This window comes from Methylobacter tundripaludum SV96 (genome assembly GCF_000190755.2).
GTDB lineage: Bacteria > Pseudomonadota > Gammaproteobacteria > Methylococcales > Methylomonadaceae > Methylobacter_A > Methylobacter_A tundripaludum.
This window is the reverse complement of sequence record NZ_JH109153.1, coordinates 847,547-872,859: the sequence shown is the minus strand read 5'-3', so window position 1 is coordinate 872,859 and position 25,313 is coordinate 847,547. Positions and strand designations below refer to the sequence as shown.

The following is a 25,313-nucleotide window of genomic DNA, read 5'->3' as shown; positions in this document are numbered from 1 at the left end:
TTTGTGCGGACGAGGTGTGCACCTCGTCCGTGATGTTTTTATTTGCCTTGAGGGGTTTTGTCGGATGTGCTGAAAAAGTGGTGCACATCACATCGTTCGCGATTATTCTGTATATTCTTCAAAAATTTGTTGTAATTCGATGCATTTCAACGCATCCGAAGGTGCCATTGGGTTCACGTTTTTTCCGAACATTCCATTCATTGATGACCGAACAAGTTTGAGCATTGTTTTCCCAAGGCGTTTTGATGGATCTAGAGGTATATCATCACCGATTAGGTCAATTGTTTCAGGGCATTCGTCTGGGTTTTTGCGGTAGAGCGATTGCTTTATCTGGTCACGTTTTCTCGTATAACTGTGTTGAAGTTTATTATGAATAGAAGCCGCTAACTGATCTAGCCACTCTTTAATTTCAGTTTCGTCTTTGTCGAGAAGCATCGCGAGATGCGCTAAATCTAAAAAATATCCTTCCAGGTCACTGTGTAATGTAATGAATGGAATTGCATCAGCCTCAATTATGTTTTTTTGAACGAGTTTAACTTCTTGATCGGTCATGAAGTCGCGATCTCGATGAATTATGACATGCGTCATGGGCACCACGTCTTTAATAAATCCACACAAAGCAAGTGCAGATTGAATATTTGTTGAGGTTTTGTAGCTATAAATAGCAACTGTATTTAGATCAAAGCCAGAGCTTTCCAGAAGAGTTTTCACTAAAGCGAGTTTGCTATCTTCTGTTAGCACCACCCAGTTAATTTCTCCTCCTCGAAGTTTATCGAAGGTATCAAGTGCTCCCAAATCGAGAAGGAGTGGTAGTCTATCCAGACCAATACCTTGGTCAATGACTCTCCCTTCTTTTAACCATATAAAATTAGCTTCGTCATAAAGAGCTTCAACTAAATGTCGACTGTGTGTCGACAGGATTACTTGCGTTTTTGTTTGTAGTGAGATTGTCAACACAGTTGACGCTAGTAAACCTTGATTGTCGGGATGAAGATGAGCGTCTGGTTCGTCAAGCAAAAGAAGCGACGGCTCAAAAAGAGTTACGTATGAAAATATCTGTAGCGCCTGTAATACTCCCGTTCCCGATAACTCCAAGGGCCATTTACTCCCATACGGCCCAGTCAAAGACACGGTAACGGATATATAGACATCTTCTCGCTCGTTAAAGGAAACAGACAACCAAAAACGTGGAAACACTGATTGCATCAGTTCGACCAACTGGGTTAGTCTTTTTTTCTTGGAGATTAAAAAAAGAACATTTCTGAGGTATAAATTCGCATCGCCACCAGCAATACCACGTCGGATAACGCTTTCAGTTCTGTACTCTTCTTGGCGTGGAATACCAGCAAGTCCAGGAACGTAAATAGAAAAAAGACTGGAGGAGGTTGTAACTGCTGCACCGAGTATCGCATTTCCGGTACGTGTACAGCCAATGTTACCTTCATTTCTCCCTCGGTATATTTTGATTTTCGATTCAACCTCATTGCCTCCAATTTCAGCTTTGAGTGTCAAGTGGCTGAAGTTTGATTGATTAAGATATTCCGAACCATGACGGAGAGTCACAAATTCGTGTGCTGGACAATAAAGGAGTGCACTTTGAGCAAAAGTATTTCGTTCAATTAGGCGTGATGCGACAGCTGCACACACCGAAAAGTGTATTCCTTGTAGAACACTGCTTTTTCCTGAATTGTTGCCACCAACTAAAACATTTGTCGCTCCTAAATCAATATCGACAATATCAACACGTTTGAATTTTGTTAGTTGTAATGACTTGATTTGAATGTTTGTAGGCATAGTTCAAAAATATGGTTAATTCCACAAGCAAGTACTTGAATGGATATGTTTAATTTATCAAATATGATGGTATACAGCCTACAAGTTCGGGGTAAGTACAAATTCCAGCTAAAGAGTTTGCCAATAGGGTTTGAACTGTACTGCCAAAAATATGCAAAATCGGCTTTTCGATGGCATTGCCATCAAAAACCAGATTAATATATCAAAACAGGTTGAGAGCATATCCCTACAACTCACAGAAACTAAGAATGTATTCAGAAGAAAGCTGCTGCACGACCAATTGCACCGACTCTGTAATCCTCGTACTAGCCAAATGTTGCGCCGTATTGAGTGGCATATCGTAGCGCGTATGGCAGTGCTTCTAAGTCCCAGTTTTTATAATCAACGCAACCGCTTTCCACTCACTGCATCATAAATAGCGGTTTCCTGTGCCAGCTCGCCGACTTTGCCATGAACGATAAAAATATCGGCATCGGCAAAGGTTTTTAACAGTTTTCTTGATTCCTTGATGGCTGGCCGGGTCGTGGGGTTGGCGCTGGTGGATACCAGCGGGCTGCCGAATTGGGCGCACAAGTCTCGGGCTATCGGGTGATTGGTCACTCTGACTGCCAATGATTGATGCTCGCCTCTCAGCCATTTCGGCACCCAGGGTTGGGCCGGAATAACCCAGGTGACAGGGCCTGGCCAGGTGGGCGTTATGCGGTCGATGAGGGTTTTATCTAAGACGAGGTAGGGGCGCAGTTGCTCCAGGGATGAGGCAATCAGTATCAGGCCTTTTTCTATCGGTCGCTGTTTGATTTCGAGCAGAGTCATCACAGCATCTTCGTTGAGCGGGTCGCAGCCCAAGCCGTAGACGGCTTCTGTGGGGTAAGCGATCACTGCTCCGGCTTTGAGATGACGGACGGCGTTTTTTATTTTGAAGGGGGAGTGGTAGGGCATTTTTGAGTTTACGGTTTGGGCTGAGTTATAAGTATAGGTATTTATATAACTCGTCATCCCGGCAGGGAATGCCGGGATCCAGAAGCCATGGATGGCTACGATAGATTATGCTTTAGCCACATAAAATTAATTATGGTCTATTTTCACATCCCTGTGCTCTGGATTCCGGCAATCCCTGCCGGAATGACGGCTGTGTGCCAATATGGCTATGTCCTTTGTTAAGGGAACCAGCCGAGTGAGCTGAATGCTAAAGCGACTTCGGCCCCTGCACATCCGCAGGATCGCCTTCATACGGCGTTGCGTATTTGCAGTCCTTTTGCGGACAAACCTTTTCCACGCCGCGCCGTTTGGTTTCCTTGACGGTCAAAATAGGCCACTCGCATTCCGGGCAGCTTTCTTTTATCGGCGCGTTCCATAATGCGTAATCGCATTTCGGGTATTCCGAGCAGGAATAGAATATTTTGCTGTTCCGTGACTTGCGTTTGAGGATGTTGCCTTTTTTGCATTGCGGGCATTCGACGCCGGTATCCATCGGTTTTTCCAAAGGCTCGATATGCTTGCATTTGGGATAACCGCTGCAGCCGATAAATTTGCCGTAGCGTCCGGTCTTGATCACCAATGGCGATTCGCATTTGGGGCAGACTCGGCCTTCTACAACTTCGGGTTCGTCGCTAGCGGCGCCATCATCGTTCAGGTTCCGGGTATAGGAGCACTCAGGATAATTGGTGCAGCCGATAAACCGGCCATTCCTGCCTAAACGAATGGACAGCGGACTGCCGCAATCGGGACACTTTTCATCAATGGCTTCCTGCGTGACATCCTTGCGCTGGACGCTTTCTTCTTTTTCATGGATTAGGGTGGTGAAGGGTTTCCAGAAGTCGTGCATCAATGGAACCCAGTCTTTTTCTCCCCGCGACACCGCATCCAGTTCATCTTCCAGGTTAGCGGTAAAATCGTAATCGACGTATTTGGTGAAATGTTCGGTCAGGAATTTGTTGACGATTCTGCCGACATCGGTCGGGTAGAAGCGTTTGCCGTCCAGGGTGACATATTCACGATTTTGCAAGGTCGAAATAATCGACGCATAGGTCGACGGTCGGCCGATACCGTGTTCTTCAAGGGATTTCACCAGACTGGCTTCGCCGTAGCGTGGCGGTGGCTCGGTGAAGTGCTGTCCGGCATTGATGTCGCCCAGCTGGACGGGGCGGCCTTCTTCCATCGGCGGCAGAAAGCTTTCTTTGTCGTCGCTCTCGTTGCTGTCGTCTTTTCCTTCCAGATAGGCGGCCATGAAGCCGGGTGAGGCGATCGTGGAACCTGTTGCCCTGAAGACGTGCTTGCCGTCGGCGCAGGTTAAATCGACGCCGACCACATTCAGTGTGGCATGAATCATCTGGCAGGCGATGGTGCGCTTCCAGATCAGCTCATAGAGTTTGAACTGTTCGATACTCAGATGGCTTTTTATCTGGCTGGGTAAGTGCCGGGGAGATGTCGGGCGTATGGCCTCATGCGCTTCCTGGGCGTTTTTCGACTTGGTCTTAAAGACTCTCGGCTCTTTGGGCACATTTTCGGCGCCGTAGTTTTCGGCAATCAGCGCGCGGATTTCTTCGACAGCGTCTACCGACAGGTTGACCGAGTCGGTACGCATGTAGGTAATCAAACCGGCGGTTTCGCCGCCTATATCGATGCCTTCATAGAGTTGCTGGGCAACTATCATGGTGCGTTTGGTGGTAAAGCCCAGTTTGCGCGAGGCTTCTTGTTGCAGTGTCGAGGTGATAAAGGGCGGGGCGGGGTTGCGTTTTTGCTGTTTCTTTTCCAGCTTGGCGACCATTAATTGGCCGTCGGCCGCATCCAGTAAGGTTTGCTTGGTTTTTTCGGCCAGTTCTTCATCGGTAATGCTGAATTGACTGATTTTTTCGCCTTCAAATTGAGTCAATTTGGCTTTAAAGGCTTGGTCATGCGCCATCAACGCGGCATCGATTGTCCAGTATTCGCGGGTTTTAAAGGCCTCGATTTCCAGTTCGCGCTCGACGATCATGCGCAAGGCGGGGCTTTGAACGCGACCCGCAGACAGGCCGCGGCGGATTTTTTTCCATAACAGCGGCGACAGGTTAAAACCGACCAGATAATCCAAAGCGCGGCGCGCCTGTTGGGCATTGACCAAATTGATGGCTATTTGCTCCGGGTTGGCTATGGCTTCGGTGACGGCTTTTTTGGTGATTTCATGGAACACGACCCGATGTACCGGCTTGTCTTTCAACAGTTTTTTTTCTTTCAGTAGCTCAAGCAAATGCCAGGAAATAGCTTCCCCTTCTCTATCAGGGTCAGTCGCCAGATATAAGGTGTCTGCAGTTTTAAGGGCTTTGCTGATGGCTTGCACATGTTTTTGGTTGCGATCGATAACTTCGTATTTCATGGCGAAGTCGTTGTTCGGGTCGACTGCGCCTTCTTTTGGGATCAGGTCGCGGACGTGTCCATAAGAGGCTAAAACTTGAAAGTCCTTACCCAAATATTTTTCTATGGTTTTGGCTTTTGCAGGCGATTCTACAATGACGAGATTCTTACTCATTTATTTAAAAGGGTGAAAGGCGAAGGGCTAAAGACGAAGGCCGAAGGGCTAAAGGCGAAAGTGTACGTTCTTTTTTGCCTTTAGCCCTTAGTCTTTCGCCTATTTTTTAATGCAAATACGTTGGAATAAGGTCATAAACAATATCTTCCATTCTGGAGAAAGCGATTTCCTCATCCGGCTGGCTGAGCAATACCATCAGCACTATCCATTTTAGCTTTTCCATTGATAATTCTTCATTTTCCAGCGCCATGGCCCGGTCGATGACAATTTCCCGGTTGGCTGAACTCAGGATGCCGCTATGCTCAAGGAACATAATCAGATTGCGGGATTCAAGATCCAGTCTGGCTGTCTCTTGACTGCAAAAAATGCGGAATGTGGGCGATACGGATGCTTTTATTGCCCGTTGCACGCTAAGCGATTCGAGCCAGTCGAAAGCTTTATTGACTTCGATTTGTTCAAAGCCCGCTTCAAGTAATTCTGTTCTGACGATATCACTGTCTGGAAGTATTTCAATTTCATCTTCCATATAGTTTTCGAATAAGTACATCAGGACATCAAAAATATTTTCTTTCATAGGCTCTTGGTTGTTTATGATTATTTTATTCTCGTATAGCATCCGCCGGCGGATGCTTCTATGTAACCTTGCAGTTCCAGAATCAGTAACATTGACGAAATAACTTCGACAGATTCGTTGGCATTTTCAACCAGAGTATCGATGGAAGTTGGGCTAAACATGACAAGATTCAATAATGTTTGTTGCTCCAGGTCAAGTGTTGATTGCATTGTTAGTGGGGAGAAAATCTCATCCTGTTGATTATATTGACTTAGTTCTTCGAGAATATCTTGGGTTGTTTCGACAAGTTTTGCGCCTTCACGGATTAACGCATTGCAGCCGCGGGCCAGCGGGTTGTGAATGGAGCCGGGAATCGCAAAAACTTCGCGGTTTTGTTCGAGGGCCATGCGCGCAGTAATCAGCGAACCGCTTTGTTTAGCGGCTTCAACCACCAACAGCCCCTGACACAGGCCGCTGATAATGCGGTTGCGTCGGGGAAAGTGGTTGGCTTTGGCGGTTGTGCCGGGGGGGAACTCCGAGATCATCGCTCCGGTGTTAACGATCTCAGTGGCCAGGTCTTTATGTCTCGCGGGATAGACACGATCCAGTCCGGTTCCCGCCACCGCAATCGTATAACCTTTGGCTTTTAATGCGCCTTGATGGCTGGCTGCGTCTATGCCTAAAGCCAGTCCGCTGGTGATCACAAAGCCGCAATGACTCAGGGTTTTGGCAAAGTTAAAGGCGATTTCCAGGCCTGAAGTCGAGGGGTTGCGGCTGCCCACGATGGCGATTTGCGGCAACGATAACAGTTCAGGATTGCCGCGTACAAATAGGATGGGCGGAGGATCTGAGATTTCCTTTAATTGCAGTGGATAGTTTGCGTCATTAAGGGTGATTGCACTGTTATTTTCTTGATGCAGCCAGCTCAGGTCATAGTCGATAAGCGTCCAGTCAGGATTCCTGAGCGCATGAACGATGTCGCTTTTTAAGCCCAAGGCGCCCAATGCGGATGATGATTCCGCAAATAGCTGCGCCGGGGTATGGCTTTCGAGTAAGCGGAGAAAAGTTCTGCAACCGACGCCCGGCGTGCGCAATAACGCAAGCCAGTATTTTATGTCGAGCTCGGATTGTTGTGCGGTAATGTTCAGGGGGTTTTAACTTTGTCTAAAACATGAAGAGCCTGGGTCGCTTTCATGACCAGGGCGTAACTGACGCGCTCAAACGGGCGGAAAACCATCAGGGTACCGGCAACTTCATCAGGAAGATTAACGGCATCATTTTTAATCGGGCTGTAATCGTCTCTGACGATCTTGCCGGTTTTATATATATTCAGCTCGTGTCCGACTAAAAGGCCGTCTGCCGTGCCTTTGTCTATTACAACGACGTTATATCGGCCGATTTGGGAGACGCCGCCAAGTACGCTGAGAATGCTGCCTTTGATGCTTTGTTCAGGTGGACGGGGAAAGTAATTTAAGGCAAGTTCCTCTTCCGTATTGGGCATAATCCGGTCGCCGGTGCGGATTTCACGATCGGCTTTGGTGATGGCCAACGTTGCCGGGTCGCCGGGTTGTTGCAATGAGGCATCGGCAATGTATTGCGCCTCATAGCCCAGAATTTCTCCGTTTTCAGGGCTGATATAAGCGCTGCCCGGCCGGTAAATTGTGTGGGACAGGTTTTTAGATTCGGTTATCGAGCGCACATAAACACGGTCGCCGGTACCTACAATGATATGTTCTCCCGCAAAGCCGACAACATAAGGCGCATTGCCCAGTTCATTCTCATCCACTACTTTGGGCGATGCCAGATAACTCGCTATGGTTTCAGTAGGGATTAACCTGATCGCTTGTTTCAGGTCGGTTTCCCGAATGCAAGGCAGTACCTTTCCATCTTCGGAAACGGCAAAGTCTTTGCGGCCATGTTTATAGTCTTCTTCCTTAAGCACGCAGGGAGTATTGGGATTGGCTTGGGCCTGAGGTAAGTCGCTTCTGGAAAGGCTAAGCTGCGGCTTGCCGTTTATCATCGAAAAATAAAGGGTATCGCCGGGATAAATCAGATGAGGGTTCTTGATTTGGGTATTGTGGCTCCATAATTCGGGCCATTGCCAAGGGTGCGTTAAAAATTTACCGGATATTTCCCATAAGGTATCGCCTTTAACGACAGTATATTGATTGGGGTGGGACGGATTTATTTGTATTTGATCAGCCCATGCGCTTAAGCTGAGCAGGAGAGAAACGATCAATCCGGTGAGTGTTCGAAAAGCCATGTTGGGTTCCTGTCGAGTCTTTTTGTACTATCTGAATTCAAAGTTTAGATGAATTCAGATAGAAATCTAGTCTGAAAATAAGTTATTGATTTTTATGGCTTACAAACTTCGCTATTTTGGTGAAGTGTGACACCTATATGGTGTCGTTTGATGTGATTAGTTTGGCACTAAATATTGATAGTTACAAGGTGGTGAATAACAGACCGCCGTCATCACCCTGAACCGTAGTTGCTGCACCCAACGTTGGGTGCATGATCGTATGAATCAACATGCCGGCATGATTTGCTGTCGATACGATCGTTGACGCTGCAATGGTGTCGTTCAGTTGTTCAATAGTTAAAGTTCGCATTTGTTATTATTTTATCCAAGTTGTAGTTAGGTTAGGGCGCAACCTTAACACACTATGTGAAACAATATACGTAAAAATACCTAAAAATCAGCTAGTTGGAGTAAGTAAGCAGTGACTTACTTTTATGTTTTCGTTGTAAAATTGTGTCGAAAGTTCGTTTAAATCCGACGAGATGAAACAAAACGACTCTTTTCCTCTGACCGACTCCTTTGTATATTTTCTGGCAAACCACCGTCTGGTAAATTGCTTTGTTCCGTATGATACCCAGTTAAATACGCTGTAAAACTCCCCATATAACCGCGCTTGATTCCTGCGTGATTCGATTGGAAAATCTATGGCGAACCTAAGTCCTTTCTTTTGCCTTATCGTGCCGTCAGCGTTCATTCTGGGCTTCTTTGTGTCAGAATTAATCCAATGTAGCCCGAACAATTCTTTAAATGCCTGTTCGCATTTTTCCAGACCTCCTGGACGCAGCAATATTTCTCCATTCAAATGCTTCCCGTATTGTTCTTTCTGATTGTCATATTCGGTTGTCAGCCAATACAGTGGAGTAGTTCCGAATATGTCTTTCAATTTACGCTGAATTGCTTTTCTTAAATAGCTGTCGCTCATTGCGTTTAGTTCTGGCGATAGCCTGAACACAAACGGGTGAGCATTGGCTGTTGCATCCGGTTGGTTATGTAGCAAGCACTGACAGACAAGAATTTTATTTAGGATACTTAATCTTGAGTAAGGAACTGGTGTCTTTTCACTGAAATAAGTGTTGATGAAATGGGTTATATCTTTCTTACTAAAGAAGCCCGGATTTTGGGTTTTCATTGACAGGGTTCTAGCCCTTGCCGCACATGCGTTTCTAAGGGCTTTTATTCGATAGAAATTTTTACCTGTTCGTCCGCGTTTTGTAAGTTTTTCAACTGCGTCCATGTGATATAATTGCCTTGTTTTGTTGTTAGAAGCTCCCGGCGTTCGTTGCGCTAATGGGAGCTTTTTATTGTCTAGCTATAAGTATTCGTTCTAAATGACTTCGAGTAGTGAATGGTAGGTATAGCGAGATATTGCTTATTCTCTAAGACTTCGTAAATGCGAACCTTTCTCACTTGCAGTCTCGCTGCTGTATGGAGTGTAGTAGCCTAAACCAGCTGCTCGTCGGTAACTTCTGGCTCAACTGTAGCAGGCTTGAAGTAATAATTGCGCCCCGCCGCTACTGCATCAGCTTTGGCCAGTTGAATCGCCAATCGTTCTTCGCAGATTGGTTTGATTGCGTTATTGCACAAGTCTCGAATGTCTTCGAGGCGGTAACTGATTCGCCCTTTGCTATCCTTTGAGAACGGAATGCGGCCATACTTAATGACGTTGGGGCTTCTTGTGATTCTGCGATTCTCTGCAAGCAACAACGCAAGATCGTTTGGAAATACCCCGCTGTAATTGTTGCGACTTAACCAAGTGTTAATGTAACGAACTGCTTGGGGTGGTGGTAATTGTGAATTAGTCATTTTTTGATTCTCCGTTAGTTAATTTGTTTCGTTTTGCTGCCCATTCAGTAATTGCTTGCTCAGCAAGTGATGAAATGTGTTCAAGTCTCGATGTTCCCGTGATTTCACAGTAACGCTCTAATATTTCAGCGGTCTTGCTGGAAATAACAATGCTGAAAGTTTTGGCTCCAGCGCCCGCCAATTTCTCACGTTGGCGTTGTTTTCGTTCTGCCGCCGTCATTGGCGAACCGTTTAGTGATGGTCGCCCCTTTTTTTTGATCTGTTCCATAATAAATTCCAATTTGTTCAACAGGTTAAATACTATCACGATATTTTGTATTGTCACTATATATTTTTGTGTTGTCACAATATAAGGATTGATGTATCCTTTGACTACAAATTAAACGAACGTCTTGTAATGTAGTCAAAAGGGGGAGTCATCATGGCAAACGGTAAATTCATTGCTTACTATCGCGTTTCAACTCAAAAGCAAGGGCAAAGTGGTTTAGGTCTGGAAGCGCAACAGCAAGCTGTTAACAATTACTTGAACGGTGGCGAATGGGAATTGATAAAGGAAATTATTGAAGTAGAAACCGGCAAAGGTGCTGATGCTTTGGAAAAGCGCCCTCAACTGAAAGCTGCGCTGGAAATGTGCAAAAAACAAAAGGCCACGCTTCTTATCGCTGTATTAGACCGGCTGGGTAGAAACGTTCACTTTATATCTGGGTTGATGGAGTCTGGTGTTGATTTTATCTCTGTCGAAAGTCCCAATGATTCACCTTTCATGCTTCATGTGAAGGCGGCTGTTGCAGAGGAGGAGGGGCGCAAAATCAGTGCACGGACAAAAGCGGCATTGCAAGCGGCAAAGGTGAGGGGTGTTGTTTTGGGTGCTGCTGGTGCTTCAAATTTGAAGCCGAACATTGAAGCGCGCCAGCAATCCGCTGTTGATTTTGCTAGTAAGTTGAAGGGCGTTATTGAAGGTATGAAGGCGCAAGGATTAAGCCAGCGCGCCATGTGTGAAGAGCTGAACCGGTTAGGTATTAAAACTGCTAAGGGTGGTGAATGGTCGTCGTTGGTTCAATTGCAAAGAATCATAAATCGAATAAAGGCATCTTAAGGGCTCACCCTGCAGGCATTTGAATTATATAGATGTCTGCTGGGGTATTTCTTATGCGTGATTTGCAGCGCGGGTCGTTGAAGGTGCTAATCAAGCGGTTCAAATTCCCTAACCAAGCGATTAACAAGATGCATCCTATATTCTAATCTTTGGCTTCTCGACCAGCCTTGAATTTCTTTTTCTAACTTCCGTTTTTTTGGAGGCTCAAAAAATACATTTTCGTCTTTAGTTAACTGTCTTATTTCAATATGGGAATAATTTTTTTCTTCTTTTAATGGGTCATGACAAGGTGTGGCCATGTCCTTATACCTTGAATCTTCTGCAGTTATAGAAAAACATCCATCATTTTTACTCCCATTTTTCCTATCTCTTACACTTATGGGTTTGGAAAATCTGTCCCAATTACATGAAAAGTCAGGAAAACGAATCGCATTAACATTAATCTTGTTATCGTCTAAATCGTCAGAATTAAATGCATGAAATAACTTATCTTTTAGATCAAAATCGGATGGCTTATGCTTAAGCCAACACAAACGCATTATAAGTGGATATTTTTTAACTATTAAAGGCTTTAATTGCGTCAACAAGCTGTAATCCATAGATGTCTTCTGAATACTCAATTATTTTTTTTTCGTTATTTGTAACAATAGCGGCCACTTCCAGATTATTGTAGACCTCAATAATTAACGATTTATTGTCAGCTATATAAGATAAATATATTCCTTCCTCTTTTGTTGATGCTATTTTAGAAGGGAAAATTTTGCGCTGAAAAAAAATAAACTGACATATTTCGAAAGATTTTTTTTTTGAAGCTAAATTTGGACTAGCAATCCCCTCAGACAGCCATCTATCTGGAAAAATAAGATCCTCAAAAATACTGGATTTTACAGCAGCAATTTCAGCCCTATGATCATAGGCAAGAGCAATATTACGATATGCTAAAGAGGGATCGCTATGGAAAGTAAGGTCTTGTAATTGGTCAAAGCTAACTAGCTTAGCTGGAACATGGGCACTAACTTCATAAAATGATGGAGTGTTTATTGCCGTTTCTATTTGAGCATCATACAAAGGAATGGTCGCAATCATTTAATTCCTCACAATAAGGCTTTCTGCCAAATTATTTGCACAATTAAAATTATCAATCAAAAATTCCGCTGCTTTTTCCATTATGTTTTGTGAATTTGAATGCTCAAAGTTAATTATTAAGCTTCTTTCTTGACCCTTGATCTCATATATTATATTTGTATTAAAATCACTCTTAGAAAGAGTATGCTTAATAGATCGGAATGTTAGAGATGCGTCGACCAAGTTATTAGGCAAATTCTTAATTACTGGCACTTTTTCGACTTCTTCACTACTGAATTCTTCATCTTTATCTAATTGAAAGAAAAAGTTGGAGCCCGCTGCGGAAATTGGTGTAAATACTAATCGCTGATATATCCCTTTAGCTAAAACTGACATTCTAGATAGGGTGTTTTCATTAAGATCATTTTTAGGAATAAACGCAAGTCTATTGCTTGAGGGTGATAAATAAAAATCATCAAAATCAAAACGGATGTTATTTGTTTGTATGTCTATTTCAACGTTCAATGGACTGGGTGTGATATCTGGAAATTCTTTAGTTAACCATTCACCCTGCAATATTGCAGGGTTCCATGCCCCGATAACTATGAATTGTGATCTATCAGCTATTATTTTAGCCATATAATTAAATAATTAATCTTCTGCAAATAAATAACGAAACAAAATTGAACCTAGAAAAATCGTTCCGCACATTTTTTGGTAAGTTGCTGTTTCCTGAAACAGCCCATTTAAGATGAACATTTGGTTCTGAAAATCATTGAAGCTCTATGTTCAATGAACTTTGCGGTTCTTTGCGGTTGTTAATTAGAACATAAACCAGCAAGTTCAGGCAAATAGAACCGTTATGCAAGTTTAAAAGGGTGGTGCTTCAATCCGTAATCGATTTTATTGAATTCCTTAACCAATGGGCCTATATCGGCCTCACGGTGGCCGCCATCACGGTATTGTTTTTCCGCTATGTTCGGGATGGCATGGCCATCAATAGCTGCCACTATATCTCGATCAGCGTGATTCCTTTTAAGGCAAGTTGTTAGAGTATGCCTAAACGAGTGAAACACAACATCTGGGCTAACCACTCCAGCATTGCCGCTATATTCTCCCCACCATTACGATTCTGGGCCAAACGACTCAGGGCCATATTTCCCTTTATTGCGTTTAGAAGTGGGAAATAATTCTACTTCGTCTTTCGTCTTGAGGTTTTTAACATGATCTATCAAGCCAAGATCAAATAAAACTTTGTGAACTGGTATAAGTCTAGGAGACTGTCGGATTTAGCAGTGCAAAAAGTGTTAAAATAACCCTATCGAAACACCAAATCAAAAAACAAAAATGGCTACCCAATTCATCCTGATTGATCGCGATACCCCCTACATTCTGCCCCCGTGTGTTCAGGATTATTTGCCTGAAGATCATATGGCCCGTTTTGTTGTCGAGATTGTCGATCAACTGGATTTACGGACGCTATCAGCCGTCTATGCGGGCAAAGGAAAGCGCCCCTATCATCCGGCGATGCTGTTGGCGTTGCTGTTCTACGGTTACGCGACCGGCGTATTTTCCAGTCGCAAACTGGAGAAAGCCACTCATGACTCGATGGCCTTTAAATACATCTGCGCCAACGAAAACCCAGATCACGACACCATCAACAGCTTTCGCAAGCGCTTTGGCAAAGAGATCGAAAGCCTATTTGTCGAGATATTGGTACTTGCACAAACCTTGGGGCTGCTTAAGCTGGGTACGGTGAGCCTGGACGGCACCAAGATTAAAGCCAATGCCAGCAAGCATAAAGCCTTGAGCTGGGATTACGCCAATCAACTGGAAGCCCAGTTCAAACAGGAAGTTGAAACCTTGATGAAACTGGCTGAAGCCGCCGACAATTCCCCGCTTCCAGAAGACATGGATGTACCCAAGGAACTCAAACGCCGCCAAGACCGTTTAGCAGTGATTGCCAAAGCCAAACAGGAAATCCAGGCCCGTGCCAAGGCGCGTTACGCGCAAGAAAAGGCCGAGTATGACGAAAAGCAGGCTAAGCGTGAACAACACCTGAGTGAAACCGGCAAGAAAATGGGCGGCAAAGCCCCCCAAGCGCCTACCGATGCGCCTCAAGGTAAAGATCAAGTCAGCCTGACCGATGAAGAGTCCCGCATCATGCCGACCCCTAATGGTTTTGAACAAGCCTATAACGCCCAAGCCAGTGTTGATATTGCCACCCACCTGATCGTTGCTCATCACATCACCCAACACACCAACGACAAACAAGAAATCGAACCGGCCTTAGCCAAACTGGAACAGCTCCCGGAATGCTTGGGGAGTGTTGACAACCTGTTGGCCGACACCGGCTACTTCAGCCAAGCCAATGTAAAGGCGTGTGCTGATGCAAAGATAAAACCGTACATCGCCCAAAAGCGGCAAAGCCATAACCAAGCCCTTGACGCCCGGTTTCAGCATCAGCCGGAAATAGGCGAAAGCACCTTACCGCCGGTTGAGGCCATGACCCATCGCTTAACAACCAAAGCGGGCAAAGCACTCTACGGCAAGCGAAAATCTACTGTCGAAACCGTGTTTGGCATCATTAAACACGTCCAGGGATTCAGGCAATTCCAGCTTCGAGGCCTGGAATCCGTCCAAAGTGAATGGAATTTAGTCTGTATAGGCTGGAATTTAAAAAGAATGCATGTATTAAGAGGGTGAGAGAGGAAAAAGAGCATTGAGCTGCCCATAAAACAGAACTATGGGCATTAAAAATCCCAATAAACCACTTTTTTAAATTTTAATCGTGATTAAGTGGGGAGGCTCGCTCTATTAATCCGACAGCCTCCTAGGTCTGGATTCTGTTTTAAATCGAATGTCTTGGTCTATCGCACACTTTTCGGCTTCCTTGTTCATATCAATAACCCAATGCTCTGAGCCGTCAAAAGCTTTATGTAGTCGAATGTCACTCAGGTGAAGCTGGCACAATTCCGCTAGGGTCGCGCCGGTGTATAGTCCCAATAAAGGCAGCCAATACTTGAGGCTTGCGTTAATTCCCCGCTTTGAATTGAAGCCTTTAACGTAATTTTCCGTCGCTGGATTGTCTTGTTCAAAAAGGGTTTTAAGCTCTTCGGGTGTAAAGGCGCGTCTCTTTGATTTTGGGTCAATACGCCTAATTGCTTTATCAAGTGCTTCCACAGCGTCTTGCAACTCCTTCACACGCTCTTCTGATCGTATCCACTCCAAAAGCGACCTAACTATTTTCAGGTCTCCCCATACGGTGCTAGGTTTTCTGGTCTTAAACTTGGATGTATCAATATTGTCATCAAGTATCGATTCTATTGTTATGCCCTCGAACTTCCATCCGTGTGTTTTATTTCTAAAATATACAGGTATGTTGTGAGCTAGTTTGATGTATTGCTTTGCTTCATCCCAGCCAAAAGCCGCCGCTGGTATATCTCCAACATCCGAACAAAAGATTTTTAGCGCCTTCGTCATATTTTTTATCGTTGATGGCGAGTTCCAGCCGTCTTTGGTGCTTGGTGCCGTCTGGTATTCAATATAGTCTTCGAGATACGCAGATAACTTTTTTGGATTGGTGGATTTTGTGGGGGCTGGGGTGGGTTGTTCTGCTATTGCCGCAAGTTGGGCTTGATGCAATTCCTCCGCACGTTTTTCTCGTTGCGCCAGCCCCGCTTCATTGAGTGCCGGTTTTATCATTTGATAAATCTTCGCATCCTGTTCATCATCGCCCGTGTTTATAGTTACCAGCTTATCGAACGCATCTAAGAAGGTGATATATTGTGTTTTCGAAAAGTCATCATTGGACTGTGTCGCATTGTTCCGCATCCGTTCGGCGAATTGTTCTGTCGCGTCCTTTTCAGTCTTTGTTTTGTCGGCAAATAGATTATCGACAATCCGTTTTGCCCGTTCCTTTGTGCTGTCTGGGTTGGTCATGAGTTGGTCAACGATGCTTTCAAATTCGACACGGTAAATCCTTGCCCGTTTGGTGGCAATCTTCCGGCTGTCAGTTTGAAGTGAACGCCTAATTTCCCTTTTATTGTTGAAATGTGATTGTAGGTGTTTGGGAATAATAAAACGGGCGTAGTATGTCCCGTGTCTATTTTTGCACATGTAAGCCATGCCTCCCATACTTCACCCTCTTGATGTGTCGGGTTTGTGTATCCCGAAAGTGTGACACCAAAAGAGCGAAAGCCTGTAAGCCTTTATAACCGTGCTGTTCCCAGATTAACTAAAAACAGATAGAATTCCAGTATTCAATTATTATAGTGGAGAGTTTGTTGAGTATTCTATCTATTCTCGAGTTTCCGGATGAACGGTTGCGTAAGAAGGCTGCAATCGTAAAAACGGTCGATGATAAAATCAAAAAATTGGTCGATGATATGCTTGAAACCATGTACGAATCGCATGGCGTAGGATTGGCCGCTACGCAGGTCAATGTGCATCAGCGGGTTGTCGTCATCGATGTCAGCGAGGAAAAGGACGCCCCCTTATGTTTGATCAATCCTGAGATTATAGAAAAGGACGGGGTTAAGGAGTCCGAAGAAGGCTGTCTTTCGGTACCCGGTTTTTTTGAAAAAGTGGAAAGAGCCGAACATATTATAGTCAAAGCGCTGGACAGGGAGGGCGAGCCTTTTGAATTAAGCGCCAGGGATTTGCTGGCCGTGTGCGTTCAGCACGAACTGGATCATTTGGACGGAAAACTGTTCGTCGATTATATTTCACCGTTAAAACGGCAGCGGATTAAGAAAAAATTGGAAAAAATTCATAAAATGGAAGTGAGCTGAGCATGAAGATTATTTTTGCCGGAACCCCTGAGTTTGCCGTGCCTTGTCTACAGATGTTGCTGGATTCGGAGCATGAGATTTGCGCGGTTTATACCCAGCCCGACCGTCCGGCGGGCAGGGGGCGCAAGTTGCAGCCAAGCCCTGTCAAAGAACTGGCCTTAACTGCCGGAATCCCCGTTTTTCAGCCGCTTACCATGAAAACCAGTGAGGACTTGCAACAGATCAGCGCATTTAATGCCGATTTGATGGTGGTGGTAGCGTACGGCATGATTTTAACGCAAGCCGTTCTGGATGTGCCTAAACTGGGTTGCATCAATGTGCATGCTTCATTGTTGCCGCGCTGGCGAGGTGCCGCACCCATCCAGCGTGCGTTGATGGCGGGCGATGAGAAAACCGGCGTGACCATTATGCAGATAGTCCGCAAACTGGATGCCGGCGACATGTTGCACAAGGAAGAATGCATGATTGGCCCGACCGATACGGCCGTGGATTTGCATGACAAATTGGCTGTGTTGGGCGCAATAGGCCTGGCCAAAGTGCTGAAGCAAATAGAAGCCGGAACCGTTCATCCCGAACGGCAGGATGAGGCGCTGGTGACCTATGCCGAAAAGCTGGAAAAAAGCGAAGCCGTTGTCGACTGGACGCAACCGGCAATGGATATTGCCCGGAAAGTCAGGGGTTTGAATGCGTGGCCGGTTGCGCAAACGCTTTATCAGGGCAATGTGTTGCGCATCTGGCAGGCGGAGCCGGTTGAAGATGATGTCTCCCTGCAACTGGAGTCCGGCGTGGTGCGCTGTGCCGATAAACACATGGATGTGGCGACCGGAGCAGGTTTTTTAAGGCTGCTGGAAGTGCAGTTGCCGGGTGGAAAACGCATGCCTGTTCAGGCTTTTCTGAGCGCTCACGATGTTAATGGAGTCAAATTAGGTTGAATACTCAGTGAATACACGATTAGTTGCGGCCCGGGTATTGTCTCGGGTTTTGCAGGACGGGCAGTCTTTAACCGCCGCTCTGGATAATGCCTTTCCGAGCATAGAATCGAGTAAAGACCGGGCTTTCATTCAGGCGCTATGCTACGGCGTGTGCAGGCAATATCACCGGCTGGATTTTATTTTAAGTCAATTATTGGACAAGCCGTTAAAAGATACAGACGTTAAGTCGCTGGCTTTGGTCGGCTTGTATCAGCTTAAATTCATGCGGGTAAAACCCCATGCGGCGGTATCCGAAACGGTTTTGGCGGCCCGTAAAAAGCCGTGGGCCAAGTCGCTGATCAATGCGGTGCTCAGAACCTATCTGCGAGAACAGGAAGGACTTGAACACAAGGCCGACAAATGTCAGGTCGCAGCTCTGAGTCATCCCGACTGGTTGATTAAGCAAATTGAGCAGGATTGGCCTGAACAGGCGTTAAATATTTTCTTGGAAAATAATCAGCAACCGCCGATGGTGTTGCGGGTCAATTTGTCGAAAACCAGCCGCGAGGACTATCTGCAACTGCTAGCCGGACAGGACATAGCGGCCGAACCGGTCAGTTTTTGTCGGTCGGCGATTAGACTGGATAAACCGGTGCCGGTGGACCTGCTGCCCGGTTTTTCCGATGGGCTGGTATCCGTTCAGGATACCGCCGCGCAATTGGCGGCCGGATTGCTGGATGTCCGGCCTGGGCATCGTGTATTGGATGTCTGCGCCGCGCCGGGAGGGAAAACCGCGCATATTCTTGAAAGTCAGCAGCAGCTCAAGGAGTTGGTCGCCGTCGATATCGACGAGTCCAGGATGCAGCGGGTCAGCGAAAATTTGCAGCGTTTAAACTTGCACGCCACGCTGGTGGTCGGTGATGCTGCAAATCCTGCAAGTTGGTGGGACGGCAAGCCGTTCGACCGGATTTTGCTGGATGCGCCCTGTTCAGCCTTAGGCGTTATCCGCCGTCACCCCGATATTAAATTATTGCGCAGAGCCGAGGACATTGGGCAGTTGCAGGCCTTGCAAAAAAACATCCTGCAAGCCGTCTGGCCGCTGTTGGCGCCGGGCGGACTGATGCTCTACGCGACCTGCTCCATTTTAAAGCAGGAAAATGAACAACAGGTTCAAGCTTTTTTGGCCGAACACAGCGATGCGGTCGAATTGCCCTTGTTCTCAGACTCCAGCTTGGGAACAACAGCCTGGGGAATTAACGGAGCATGCGGCCGCCAGATTCTTACCGGCGAGTCGGCAATGGACGGGTTTTATTATGCATGCATCAGTAAGCAATAAATCATCGTTTTGTTATGCATTGCTGTACTGTTGTTTGGTCTGGCTACTGCCCGCTTTAAGCTATGCCGATACGTTTGGTGTAGAGGTGAAAAATGCCGAGATTGCTACGCAGGGCAATAGCTATGTGTTGTCTGCGGACATGGATTATCGGCTCAGTGCCAGGGCAAAAGAAGCGCTACAAAACGGCGTGCCTTTGTATTGGGATATACACATTAAAACGCTGCAATATCGCGGTTATTTATGGGATAAAACACTGGTCAATACCAGTGTCCGTTACCGAATTCAATATCATGCCTTGCTGAATATGTACCGGGTCAGAAATGAGGGTAGCCGCGAACTGTATAACTTTTCCACGCTGTCTGCGGCGCTGGATTCGATGTCGATGCTACGTAATTTCCGTGTGCTGGATAAGGCGCTTTATGAATCGGGAGAGCGCTACGCAGTCGGCATCAAAGTGACGCTGGACCGGGACGCCCTGCCTTTGCCGCTACGCCCGATTGCTTATACTAATCCTCAATGGTATTTATCCAGCGACTGGACATTATGGCCTTTGACAAAATAAAACCCCCTATCAGCTTGTCCATATTGGTCCTGTTTGGCTTGATTTTGCTGCTGTTGCAGCTGATGAGTTCGGCAACGCAGGAGTCTTCAGAGTTGAGCGCAATGTACTCCTGGCTGCTGTTGGTCAATGCACTGGGATCGGTGGTGTTGTTGGGCTTGGTCGGTGCCAATATTTACTCCTTGGCGCGGCAGTTAAAGAAACGCGAGGCGGGTTCGAGGTTAACCACGCGCATGGTGTCGCTGTTTGTCGTGCTGGCTTTGGCGCCCGCCGCTATTGTGTTTTATTTTTCCATGCAGTTCCTGCATCAGGGTATCGACAGCTGGTTTAATGTGGAAATAGACCGGGCGATGGAAGATGCACTGGAGCTCAGTCAGGCGTCATTAGACCAGCGGATGCGCTGGCATTTACGGCAAACGCAGCAATTGACCGCGAAATTGGTGGAGTCGTCGGAAACGCTGGCAACGCTGGAAATGGAAAACCTGCGTGAACTTTCCGGGGCATCCGAGATGACCTTGTTTTCCCGGCAGGCCAGGATTATTGCCTCAAGCAGCATCAATCCCGGCGATATTTTGCCGAGTTTGCCGGATGAACATACCTGGTTACAGTTGCGGCAGAATGCAGAGTACGTCGCTTTGGCACCGGTGCGCGAAGATGAATTAATGATCCGGGTTATCGTTACCGTCAATGGCAAGGAGCCGCAATATTTACAGGCTTTATATCCGGTGCCGGTAAGAATTGCCGACTTGGCCGATTCGGTGGAATTTGCCTTTGTGCGTTATCAGGAGATGCATTTTTTAAGGCACTCGTTAAAGTTGAGTTTCTCTTTGGCCTTGTCGCTGGTTTTATTGATGAGTTTACTGGCGGCTATCTGGGTGGCTTTCATCAGTATCCGTAATATTGTTGCGCCGGTAAAGGCGCTGGTTAAAGGGACGCAGGCAGTGGCTTCCGGGCATTATGACCAGGAGTTGCCGGTTATGGCCCAAGATGATTTGGGCTTTCTGGTGGAGTCCTTCAACGAGATGACGCATCGTATTGCCAGGGCCAGCGATGAAACCCGAATGGCCGGTATTGAGGTGGAAAATCAACGGGCTTATCTGGAAACGATACTGGCTAATTTAACTGCGGGAGTGATCAGTTTCGACGCGGAACATAAGATACGCACGGCGAATCAGGCGGCCTACCGGATTTTCCATATTCATGTGAACCAGTTTGTCGGTCGGACGTTGCTGGAACTGGTTCAGAACTATGCGGAACTGGCCGAACCGTTAAAATCCATTCAGCGCTTATTGGAGCAAGCCGACGATATATGGCAGCAGCGGATTGCTTTTTTAGGCTCCAACGGTCGGCAGGAATTGCTGTGCCGAGGTACGCCGCTGTTTTCCCAGGAAGGTTTGAGAGTCGGGGCGGTCGTCGTTTTTGATGATGTGACCGATTTGATTCAGGCGCAGAAAAATGCGGCATGGGGAGAAGTGGCGAGAAGGTTGGCTCATGAAATCAAGAATCCGTTAACGCCCATACAGTTATCGGCAGAACGGTTGCAGCACAAGCTGGCCGACAAGTTGACTGACGGTGATGCGGAGATGTTGCGGCGCTCAACCACCACCATTGTGCAGCAGGTTGAGGCGATGAAGGAAATGGTGGATGATTTTTCGGAATATGCCAAACCTTCCAAAAAGCAGACGGTGGATATTGATTTACCCGGTTTGGTTCAGGAAGTGTTAGCGCTTTATGCGTTAAAGTCGGGCGTCAAGTTTAAAGCCGATTACGATACCGGTTTGTTGATGATTAAGGGCGATCCGGTTAGCATCCGGCAAGTGCTGCACAATCTGATAAAAAATGCGCTGGAAGCGATAGATGCCAAGGGTTTGATCGAAATAAGCCTGCATCGGGTACAAAAAAATAACACCGATTTTATTGAAATAGCGCTTTATGATGATGGACCGGGCATTAAGGATGAGCAAATTGAACAAATCTTCGAACCCTACGTTACCACCAAGGTTAAGGGAACGGGGTTGGGCTTGGCGATAGTCAAAAAGATAATTGAAGAACATGGCGGTGCGATATGGGTCGACACCAGCCGCAAAGTGGGAGCGGGATTTATCATTCAGCTTCCGGCGTGTAATTTTTGAGATGCCGTAAAAAATATGAATGCACAAACACCGCGTATATTGGTTGTAGATGATGAGCCGGACATTCGCCGACTGGTCTGTGAAATTCTTGAGGATGAGGGCTATCAGGTCGCTACGGCTGAAAATGCCGGTGCAGCCAGGGAGTTAAAAAAGGCTAAAGCTCCCGATTTGATCCTGCTTGATATTTGGATGCCGGATACTGACGGCATTACCTTGTTGAAAGAATGGGTTGCGGAAGAGGCCATGCTTTGTCCCGTGGTTATGATGTCGGGACATGGTTCTGTTGAAGCCGCTGTTGAGGCAACCCGGTTGGGGGCGTATGATTTTCTTGAAAAGCCGTTGTCGCTGGCAAAATTATTATTGATCGTAGAAAGGGCTTTGGAAGCCAGTAGCCTGCAAATAGAAAATGCGGGGCTTAAGCAGCAATTGCATGCCGATATTGAACCGGTTGGCAAGAGCGCTACCGTTGCGAGACTCAAGGATCAATTAAAGCGCTTGGCTCAGCACGACGCCAGGGTGTTATTTGTCGGCGAGGCGGGTGTTGGCAAGGAGATGTATGCCCGATACCTGCATAATAACAGTGCGCATCGGGACGGTCCCTTTGTGGATGTGGCGGTAGGCAGCATATCGCCGGAAAATTCGGCGGTGGAATTTTTCGGCAAAGAGGATGCGGGTAAAATTTATCCCGGCCTATTGGAGCGAGCGCATAAAGGAACGTTGTTTTTAGGTGAAATTTGCGGCATGGATAAGGAAACCCAGTTAAAGCTGCTCGGTGCCCTTGAGTCCAGTTCTTTCCTGCGGGTAGGGGGTAGCGAGTCGGTTCGTGTCGATGTCCGTGTAGTGGCGTCAACCCGCATTGCCTTGGATGAGGAGGTCAAGGCCGGGCGTTTTCGACAGGACTTGTATTATCTACTTAATGAAGTCTCGCTCGATATTCAGCCGCTTCGGGAGCACAGTGAGGATGTGCCGGCATTGCTGAGTTTTTATATCGATTATTTTGTCAGTCAGGATAGATTGCCTTTTCGGAAGTTTTCCATGGCAGCACAAAATTTCTTACGTAATTACAGCTGGCGTGGCAACGTGCGGGAATTGAAAAACCTGGTGCAGCGGTTGATGATTCTGGGGGCCGGTGAAGATATAGAGATTGATGAGGTGAAGGCGGCACTGGGTTCGGTGATCAGTGATGCCGTTACTTCCCACGCGGTGCCTGAATTTTTTAATTTACCGTTAAAAGAGGCCAGGGATCATTTTGAGAAAGCTTATCTGGAGTATCATTTTGAAAGAACCGGCGGCAGCGTTGCAAAATTGTCAGCCGCAGTGGGCATGGAGCGAACACATCTTTATCGCAAGTTGCATTCATTGAATATTAAGTTGTAGGCGAAGGCGAAAGGTGTGCGGTTTTTTCGCCTTTTGCCCTTTGCCTTTCGCCTGAATCACAAATAAACTTGAAACATCCCCTGATTCTTAGTAAAATCTCGTTTTTTATATTAAGCCTTTAACAGTAAGCCTAAGCAACGATGAAAACATTTAGTGCAAAGCCAGCAGAAGTTAAGCGTGATTGGTACGTGGTCGATGCAGAAGGAAAGACTCTTGGTCGTCTTGCTTCTGAAATTGCGCTACGCCTTCGCGGTAAACATAAACCAGAATACACACCGCATGTTGATACCGGTGATTACATTATTGTAGTAAATGCAGAGAAAATAGGCGTTACCGGCAATAAAGAAAAGAATAAATTGTATCAGCACCATACAGGTTACATCGGTAATCTTAAGACTGTTACCTTGGGTAAATTGAGAAAAACTTTCCCCGATCGTATTCTTACTACAGCAGTTAAAGGAATGTTACCTAACAATCCACTGGGTCGTGCAATGTTCAAGAAATTGAAAGTTTATGCAGGTCCTGAACACGATCATCAGGCTCAACAGCCACAAGTATTAGAATTATAAGCGGGTAGATCATGGTAGCAGCAGCTCAGTACTACGGAACAGGTCGTCGTAAATGTGCAATAGCACGCGTTTACGCAACGTCAGGTACCGGAAAAATCACTATTAACAAGAAAACTATCGAAGAATATTTCGGTCGTAAAACCGACCAGATGGTTTCTCGTCAACCATTAGGTTGTGTTGATATGGAAGGTAAATTCGATATTAATGTCATCGTTAAAGGCGGCGGTCCATCCGGCCAGGCCGGTGCCATTCGTCACGGTTTGACCCGTGCGTTGATGGTATACGATGAAGCCCTACGTCCAGCGCTTAGAAAAGCAGGTTTTGTTACCCGCGATTCGCGTATTGTAGAACGTAAAAAAGTGGGTTTACACAAAGCCAGAAAACGTCCACAGTACTCGAAACGTTAATCGACTACTTCCATGTAGTGACTCACGCGTTACTCATGTGAAAATAAAAGGGCTGCATTCGTAAGGATGCAGCCCTTTTTTATGGATATTTAAAGGGGATTGGGCAGTGAAAATTTCGATAGTTGTTCCTGTTTATAATGAAGCTGATAATATTAGCGCTTTAATTGCAGAGATCGTTAGGGCTATGAATCAGGCCGAAGCCTATGAAATTATCTATGTCGATGACGGGAGCAATGACGAAACCGCGGCAGTTTTACAGCAGACGCAACAAAATATCAAAATGCTACGTGTCATTCATCATCAGCAAAGCTGCGGACAAAGCGCCGCCATTTACACCGGAGTAAAGGCAGCAAGCTACCCCTGTATCGCAACGCTGGATGGCGATGGACAAAATGATCCGGCCGATATTCCCCGGTTATATGGGGTGTTGATGCAGCAAAGAAAAATCAGCAGCAATTTATGGATGATAGCCGGATGGAGAAATAAACGTCATGATTCCGCTTGGCGGCTTTTTTCATCGAAAGTGGCTAATGCCGTTCGATCCCGGCTATTAGGCGATAATACACCGGATACCGGTTGCGGCTTAAAAGTGTTTTTAAGAGATGAGTTTCTGGGCTTGCCGTATTTTGATCATATGCATCGATTTTTACCCGCGTTGATTTTAAGGGCGGGTGGGCAGGTGATTTCCGAACCGGTCAATCATAGAGGCAGGGCGCATGGCTATTCGAAGTATGGAACGTTAGATCGGCTTTGGGTAGGAATTGTCGACATATTAGGCGTGATATGGTTGCAGAAACGGGCAAAACTGCCGGAGGCAAACGAAGTTGAACGTGGATAAAGAGACTATTTGGCTCATTGTAGGTTTTTTGGGGCAGGGGTTATTTTCAGCCCGATTTATAGTGCAATGGCTGAAAAGCGAACGTGAGAAAAAAAGCGTGTTTCCTATCGCTTTCTGGTATTTCAGCATCGGCGGTGGCGTTACCCTGTTGGCTTATGCGGTTTACCGGCAAGATCCGGTTTTTATCGTGGGACAACTCACCGGTCTGTTTATTTATTTCCGGAATCTGTATTTTGTGGTTCACGAGCGTAAAAATTTAGGCCTTGAATAGTG

26 protein-coding genes are annotated in these 25,313 nt (G+C 46.2%); 12 read left to right on the top strand and 14 right to left on the bottom strand.

From position 1 onward, the window contains the following. Nucleotides 1-102: 102 nt before the first annotated feature. The 10 genes from METTU_RS16705 to METTU_RS16665 form a co-directional block, all read right to left on the bottom strand. Entirely contained in the window at nt 103-1,794 is a 1,692-nt protein-coding gene (locus tag METTU_RS16705) for an AAA family ATPase (RefSeq protein ID WP_006892986.1), read from the bottom strand. Nucleotides 1,795-2,175: 381 nt separating this feature from the next. Continuing rightward, on the bottom strand, nt 2,176-2,733 hold the full coding sequence (gene tsaC / locus METTU_RS16700) for an L-threonylcarbamoyladenylate synthase type 1 TsaC (RefSeq protein WP_006892985.1): 558 nt from the start codon (nt 2,731-2,733) through the stop codon (nt 2,176-2,178). Between the two features lie 247 nt (nt 2,734-2,980). Continuing rightward, nucleotides 2,981-5,299, bottom strand: a complete 2,319-nt coding sequence (gene topA, locus METTU_RS16695) for a type I DNA topoisomerase (RefSeq protein WP_006892984.1) — start codon at nt 5,297-5,299, stop codon at nt 2,981-2,983. A gap of 106 nt (nt 5,300-5,405) precedes the next feature. Further along, complete coding sequence (locus tag METTU_RS16690) at nt 5,406-5,873, bottom strand: Smg family protein (RefSeq protein ID WP_006892983.1); 468 nt, start codon at nt 5,871-5,873, stop codon at nt 5,406-5,408. A gap of 20 nt (nt 5,874-5,893) precedes the next feature. Continuing rightward, nucleotides 5,894-6,946, bottom strand: coding sequence for a DNA-processing protein DprA (dprA, locus tag METTU_RS16685; protein ID WP_006892982.1), 1,053 nt, complete (start codon nt 6,944-6,946; stop codon nt 5,894-5,896). Between the two features lie 50 nt (nt 6,947-6,996). Further along, nucleotides 6,997-8,115 (bottom strand): LysM peptidoglycan-binding domain-containing protein, encoded by a 1,119-nt coding sequence (locus METTU_RS16680; RefSeq protein WP_006892981.1) that lies wholly within the window; start codon nt 8,113-8,115, stop codon nt 6,997-6,999. Between the two features lie 181 nt (nt 8,116-8,296). After that, complete coding sequence (locus METTU_RS23760) at nt 8,297-8,464, bottom strand: hypothetical protein (RefSeq protein WP_169624972.1); 168 nt, start codon at nt 8,462-8,464, stop codon at nt 8,297-8,299. Between the two features lie 87 nt (nt 8,465-8,551). Further along, on the bottom strand, nt 8,552-9,388 hold the full coding sequence (locus METTU_RS16675) for a hypothetical protein (protein ID WP_006892980.1): 837 nt from the start codon (nt 9,386-9,388) through the stop codon (nt 8,552-8,554). Nucleotides 9,389-9,594: 206 nt separating this feature from the next. Next, a complete protein-coding gene (locus METTU_RS16670) occupies nt 9,595-9,957 on the bottom strand; it encodes a hypothetical protein (RefSeq protein WP_006892979.1) in 363 nt (120 codons plus the stop codon). After that, nucleotides 9,950-10,225, bottom strand: coding sequence for a RepB family protein (locus tag METTU_RS16665; protein ID WP_150107881.1), 276 nt, complete (start codon nt 10,223-10,225; stop codon nt 9,950-9,952). Before METTU_RS16665 ends, METTU_RS16670 begins: the two co-directional genes overlap by 8 nt. 153 nt (nt 10,226-10,378) lie before the next feature. Here METTU_RS16665 and METTU_RS16660 point away from each other — a divergent pair, with 153 nt between their 5' ends. Next, the gene (locus tag METTU_RS16660) at nt 10,379-11,053 is read left to right on the top strand and encodes a recombinase family protein (RefSeq protein ID WP_006892978.1); all 675 of its coding nucleotides are present in this window, start codon (nt 10,379-10,381) and stop codon (nt 11,051-11,053) included. Between the two features lie 86 nt (nt 11,054-11,139). Here METTU_RS16660 and METTU_RS16655 read toward each other — a convergent pair whose 3' ends face one another. The 3 genes from METTU_RS16655 to METTU_RS16645 are packed head-to-tail and all read right to left on the bottom strand — an operon-like array spanning nt 11,140 to nt 12,757. Next, nucleotides 11,140-11,640, bottom strand: coding sequence for a hypothetical protein (locus METTU_RS16655; RefSeq protein WP_150107880.1), 501 nt, complete (start codon nt 11,638-11,640; stop codon nt 11,140-11,142). After that, nucleotides 11,609-12,139, bottom strand: a complete 531-nt coding sequence (locus METTU_RS16650) for a hypothetical protein (protein WP_006892974.1) — start codon at nt 12,137-12,139, stop codon at nt 11,609-11,611. The genes METTU_RS16655 and METTU_RS16650 overlap by 32 nt, the downstream gene beginning before the upstream one ends. Then, the gene (locus METTU_RS16645; RefSeq protein ID WP_006892973.1) at nt 12,140-12,757 is read right to left on the bottom strand and encodes a hypothetical protein; all 618 of its coding nucleotides are present in this window, start codon (nt 12,755-12,757) and stop codon (nt 12,140-12,142) included. A 708-nt stretch (nt 12,758-13,465) separates the two neighbouring features. Here METTU_RS16645 and METTU_RS16640 point away from each other — a divergent pair. Further along, entirely contained in the window at nt 13,466-14,824 is a 1,359-nt protein-coding gene (locus METTU_RS16640; RefSeq protein WP_006889238.1) for an IS1182 family transposase, read from the top strand. Nucleotides 14,825-14,935: 111 nt separating this feature from the next. On the opposite strand, the gene METTU_RS16635 is transcribed toward METTU_RS16640, so the two are convergent. Continuing rightward, a complete protein-coding gene (locus METTU_RS16635) occupies nt 14,936-16,237 on the bottom strand; it encodes a site-specific integrase (protein ID WP_150107878.1) in 1,302 nt (433 codons plus the stop codon). A gap of 167 nt (nt 16,238-16,404) precedes the next feature. Between METTU_RS16635 and def the strand changes: the two genes are divergently transcribed. From def to METTU_RS16585, 10 genes are all read left to right on the top strand, one after another. Further along, on the top strand, nt 16,405-16,911 hold the full coding sequence (gene def / locus METTU_RS16630; RefSeq protein WP_006892971.1) for a peptide deformylase: 507 nt from the start codon (nt 16,405-16,407) through the stop codon (nt 16,909-16,911). Between the two features lie 2 nt (nt 16,912-16,913). After that, nucleotides 16,914-17,843 (top strand): methionyl-tRNA formyltransferase, encoded by a 930-nt coding sequence (gene fmt / locus METTU_RS16625; protein WP_006892970.1) that lies wholly within the window; start codon nt 16,914-16,916, stop codon nt 17,841-17,843. Nucleotides 17,844-17,850: 7 nt separating this feature from the next. Continuing rightward, entirely contained in the window at nt 17,851-19,158 is a 1,308-nt protein-coding gene (gene rsmB, locus METTU_RS16620; protein WP_006892969.1) for a 16S rRNA (cytosine(967)-C(5))-methyltransferase RsmB, read from the top strand. After that, nucleotides 19,136-19,720: a DUF4390 domain-containing protein gene (locus tag METTU_RS16615; protein ID WP_006892968.1), complete on the top strand. Its 585-nt coding sequence runs from the start codon at nt 19,136-19,138 to the stop codon at nt 19,718-19,720. Before rsmB ends, METTU_RS16615 begins: the two co-directional genes overlap by 23 nt. Further along, nucleotides 19,702-21,849, top strand: a complete 2,148-nt coding sequence (locus tag METTU_RS16610) for a sensor histidine kinase (protein ID WP_081466943.1) — start codon at nt 19,702-19,704, stop codon at nt 21,847-21,849. The genes METTU_RS16615 and METTU_RS16610 overlap by 19 nt, the downstream gene beginning before the upstream one ends. A gap of 15 nt (nt 21,850-21,864) precedes the next feature. Then, nucleotides 21,865-23,226 carry a sigma-54-dependent transcriptional regulator gene (locus METTU_RS16605; RefSeq protein WP_006892966.1) on the top strand — a complete coding sequence of 454 codons (1,362 nt, stop codon included), beginning with the start codon at nt 21,865-21,867 and terminating at the stop codon, nt 23,224-23,226. A gap of 140 nt (nt 23,227-23,366) precedes the next feature. Further along, nucleotides 23,367-23,795, top strand: coding sequence for a 50S ribosomal protein L13 (gene rplM, locus METTU_RS16600; RefSeq protein WP_006892965.1), 429 nt, complete (start codon nt 23,367-23,369; stop codon nt 23,793-23,795). An 11-nt stretch (nt 23,796-23,806) separates the two neighbouring features. Next, entirely contained in the window at nt 23,807-24,202 is a 396-nt protein-coding gene (rpsI, locus tag METTU_RS16595; RefSeq protein WP_006892964.1) for a 30S ribosomal protein S9, read from the top strand. 106 nt (nt 24,203-24,308) lie between these two features. Further along, nucleotides 24,309-25,040, top strand: coding sequence for a glycosyltransferase family 2 protein (locus METTU_RS16590; protein WP_006892963.1), 732 nt, complete (start codon nt 24,309-24,311; stop codon nt 25,038-25,040). Next, complete coding sequence (locus tag METTU_RS16585) at nt 25,033-25,311, top strand: lipid-A-disaccharide synthase N-terminal domain-containing protein (protein WP_085983747.1); 279 nt, start codon at nt 25,033-25,035, stop codon at nt 25,309-25,311. Before METTU_RS16590 ends, METTU_RS16585 begins: the two co-directional genes overlap by 8 nt. The last annotated feature ends 2 nt before the right edge of the window (nt 25,312-25,313 follow it).

Bases quoted from the DNA above. Each gene is read 5' to 3' on its own strand.
- METTU_RS16705 (WP_006892986.1), bottom strand. From the start codon at position 1,794: ATGCCTACAAACATTCAAATCAAGTCATTACAACTAACAAAATTCAAA.
- tsaC (WP_006892985.1), bottom strand. From the start codon at position 2,733: ATGCCCTACCACTCCCCCTTCAAAATAAAAAACGCCGTCCGTCATCTC.
- topA (WP_006892984.1), bottom strand. From the start codon at position 5,299: ATGAGTAAGAATCTCGTCATTGTAGAATCGCCTGCAAAAGCCAAAACC.
- METTU_RS16690 (WP_006892983.1), bottom strand. From the start codon at position 5,873: ATGAAAGAAAATATTTTTGATGTCCTGATGTACTTATTCGAAAACTAT.
- METTU_RS16680 (WP_006892981.1), bottom strand. From the start codon at position 8,115: ATGGCTTTTCGAACACTCACCGGATTGATCGTTTCTCTCCTGCTCAGC.
- METTU_RS23760 (WP_169624972.1), bottom strand. From the start codon at position 8,464: ATGCGAACTTTAACTATTGAACAACTGAACGACACCATTGCAGCGTCA.
- METTU_RS16675 (WP_006892980.1), bottom strand. From the start codon at position 9,388: ATGGACGCAGTTGAAAAACTTACAAAACGCGGACGAACAGGTAAAAAT.
- METTU_RS16670 (WP_006892979.1), bottom strand. From the start codon at position 9,957: ATGACTAATTCACAATTACCACCACCCCAAGCAGTTCGTTACATTAAC.
- METTU_RS16665 (WP_150107881.1), bottom strand. From the start codon at position 10,225: ATGGAACAGATCAAAAAAAAGGGGCGACCATCACTAAACGGTTCGCCA.
- METTU_RS16660 (WP_006892978.1), top strand. From the start codon at position 10,379: ATGGCAAACGGTAAATTCATTGCTTACTATCGCGTTTCAACTCAAAAG.
- METTU_RS16650 (WP_006892974.1), bottom strand. From the start codon at position 12,139: ATGATTGCGACCATTCCTTTGTATGATGCTCAAATAGAAACGGCAATA.
- METTU_RS16645 (WP_006892973.1), bottom strand. From the start codon at position 12,757: ATGGCTAAAATAATAGCTGATAGATCACAATTCATAGTTATCGGGGCA.
- METTU_RS16640 (WP_006889238.1), top strand. From the start codon at position 13,466: ATGGCTACCCAATTCATCCTGATTGATCGCGATACCCCCTACATTCTG.
- METTU_RS16635 (WP_150107878.1), bottom strand. From the start codon at position 16,237: ATGTGCAAAAATAGACACGGGACATACTACGCCCGTTTTATTATTCCC.
- fmt (WP_006892970.1), top strand. From the start codon at position 16,914: ATGAAGATTATTTTTGCCGGAACCCCTGAGTTTGCCGTGCCTTGTCTA.
- METTU_RS16615 (WP_006892968.1), top strand. From the start codon at position 19,136: ATGCATGCATCAGTAAGCAATAAATCATCGTTTTGTTATGCATTGCTG.
- METTU_RS16610 (WP_081466943.1), top strand. From the start codon at position 19,702: ATGGCCTTTGACAAAATAAAACCCCCTATCAGCTTGTCCATATTGGTC.
- METTU_RS16605 (WP_006892966.1), top strand. From the start codon at position 21,865: ATGAATGCACAAACACCGCGTATATTGGTTGTAGATGATGAGCCGGAC.
- rplM (WP_006892965.1), top strand. From the start codon at position 23,367: ATGAAAACATTTAGTGCAAAGCCAGCAGAAGTTAAGCGTGATTGGTAC.
- rpsI (WP_006892964.1), top strand. From the start codon at position 23,807: ATGGTAGCAGCAGCTCAGTACTACGGAACAGGTCGTCGTAAATGTGCA.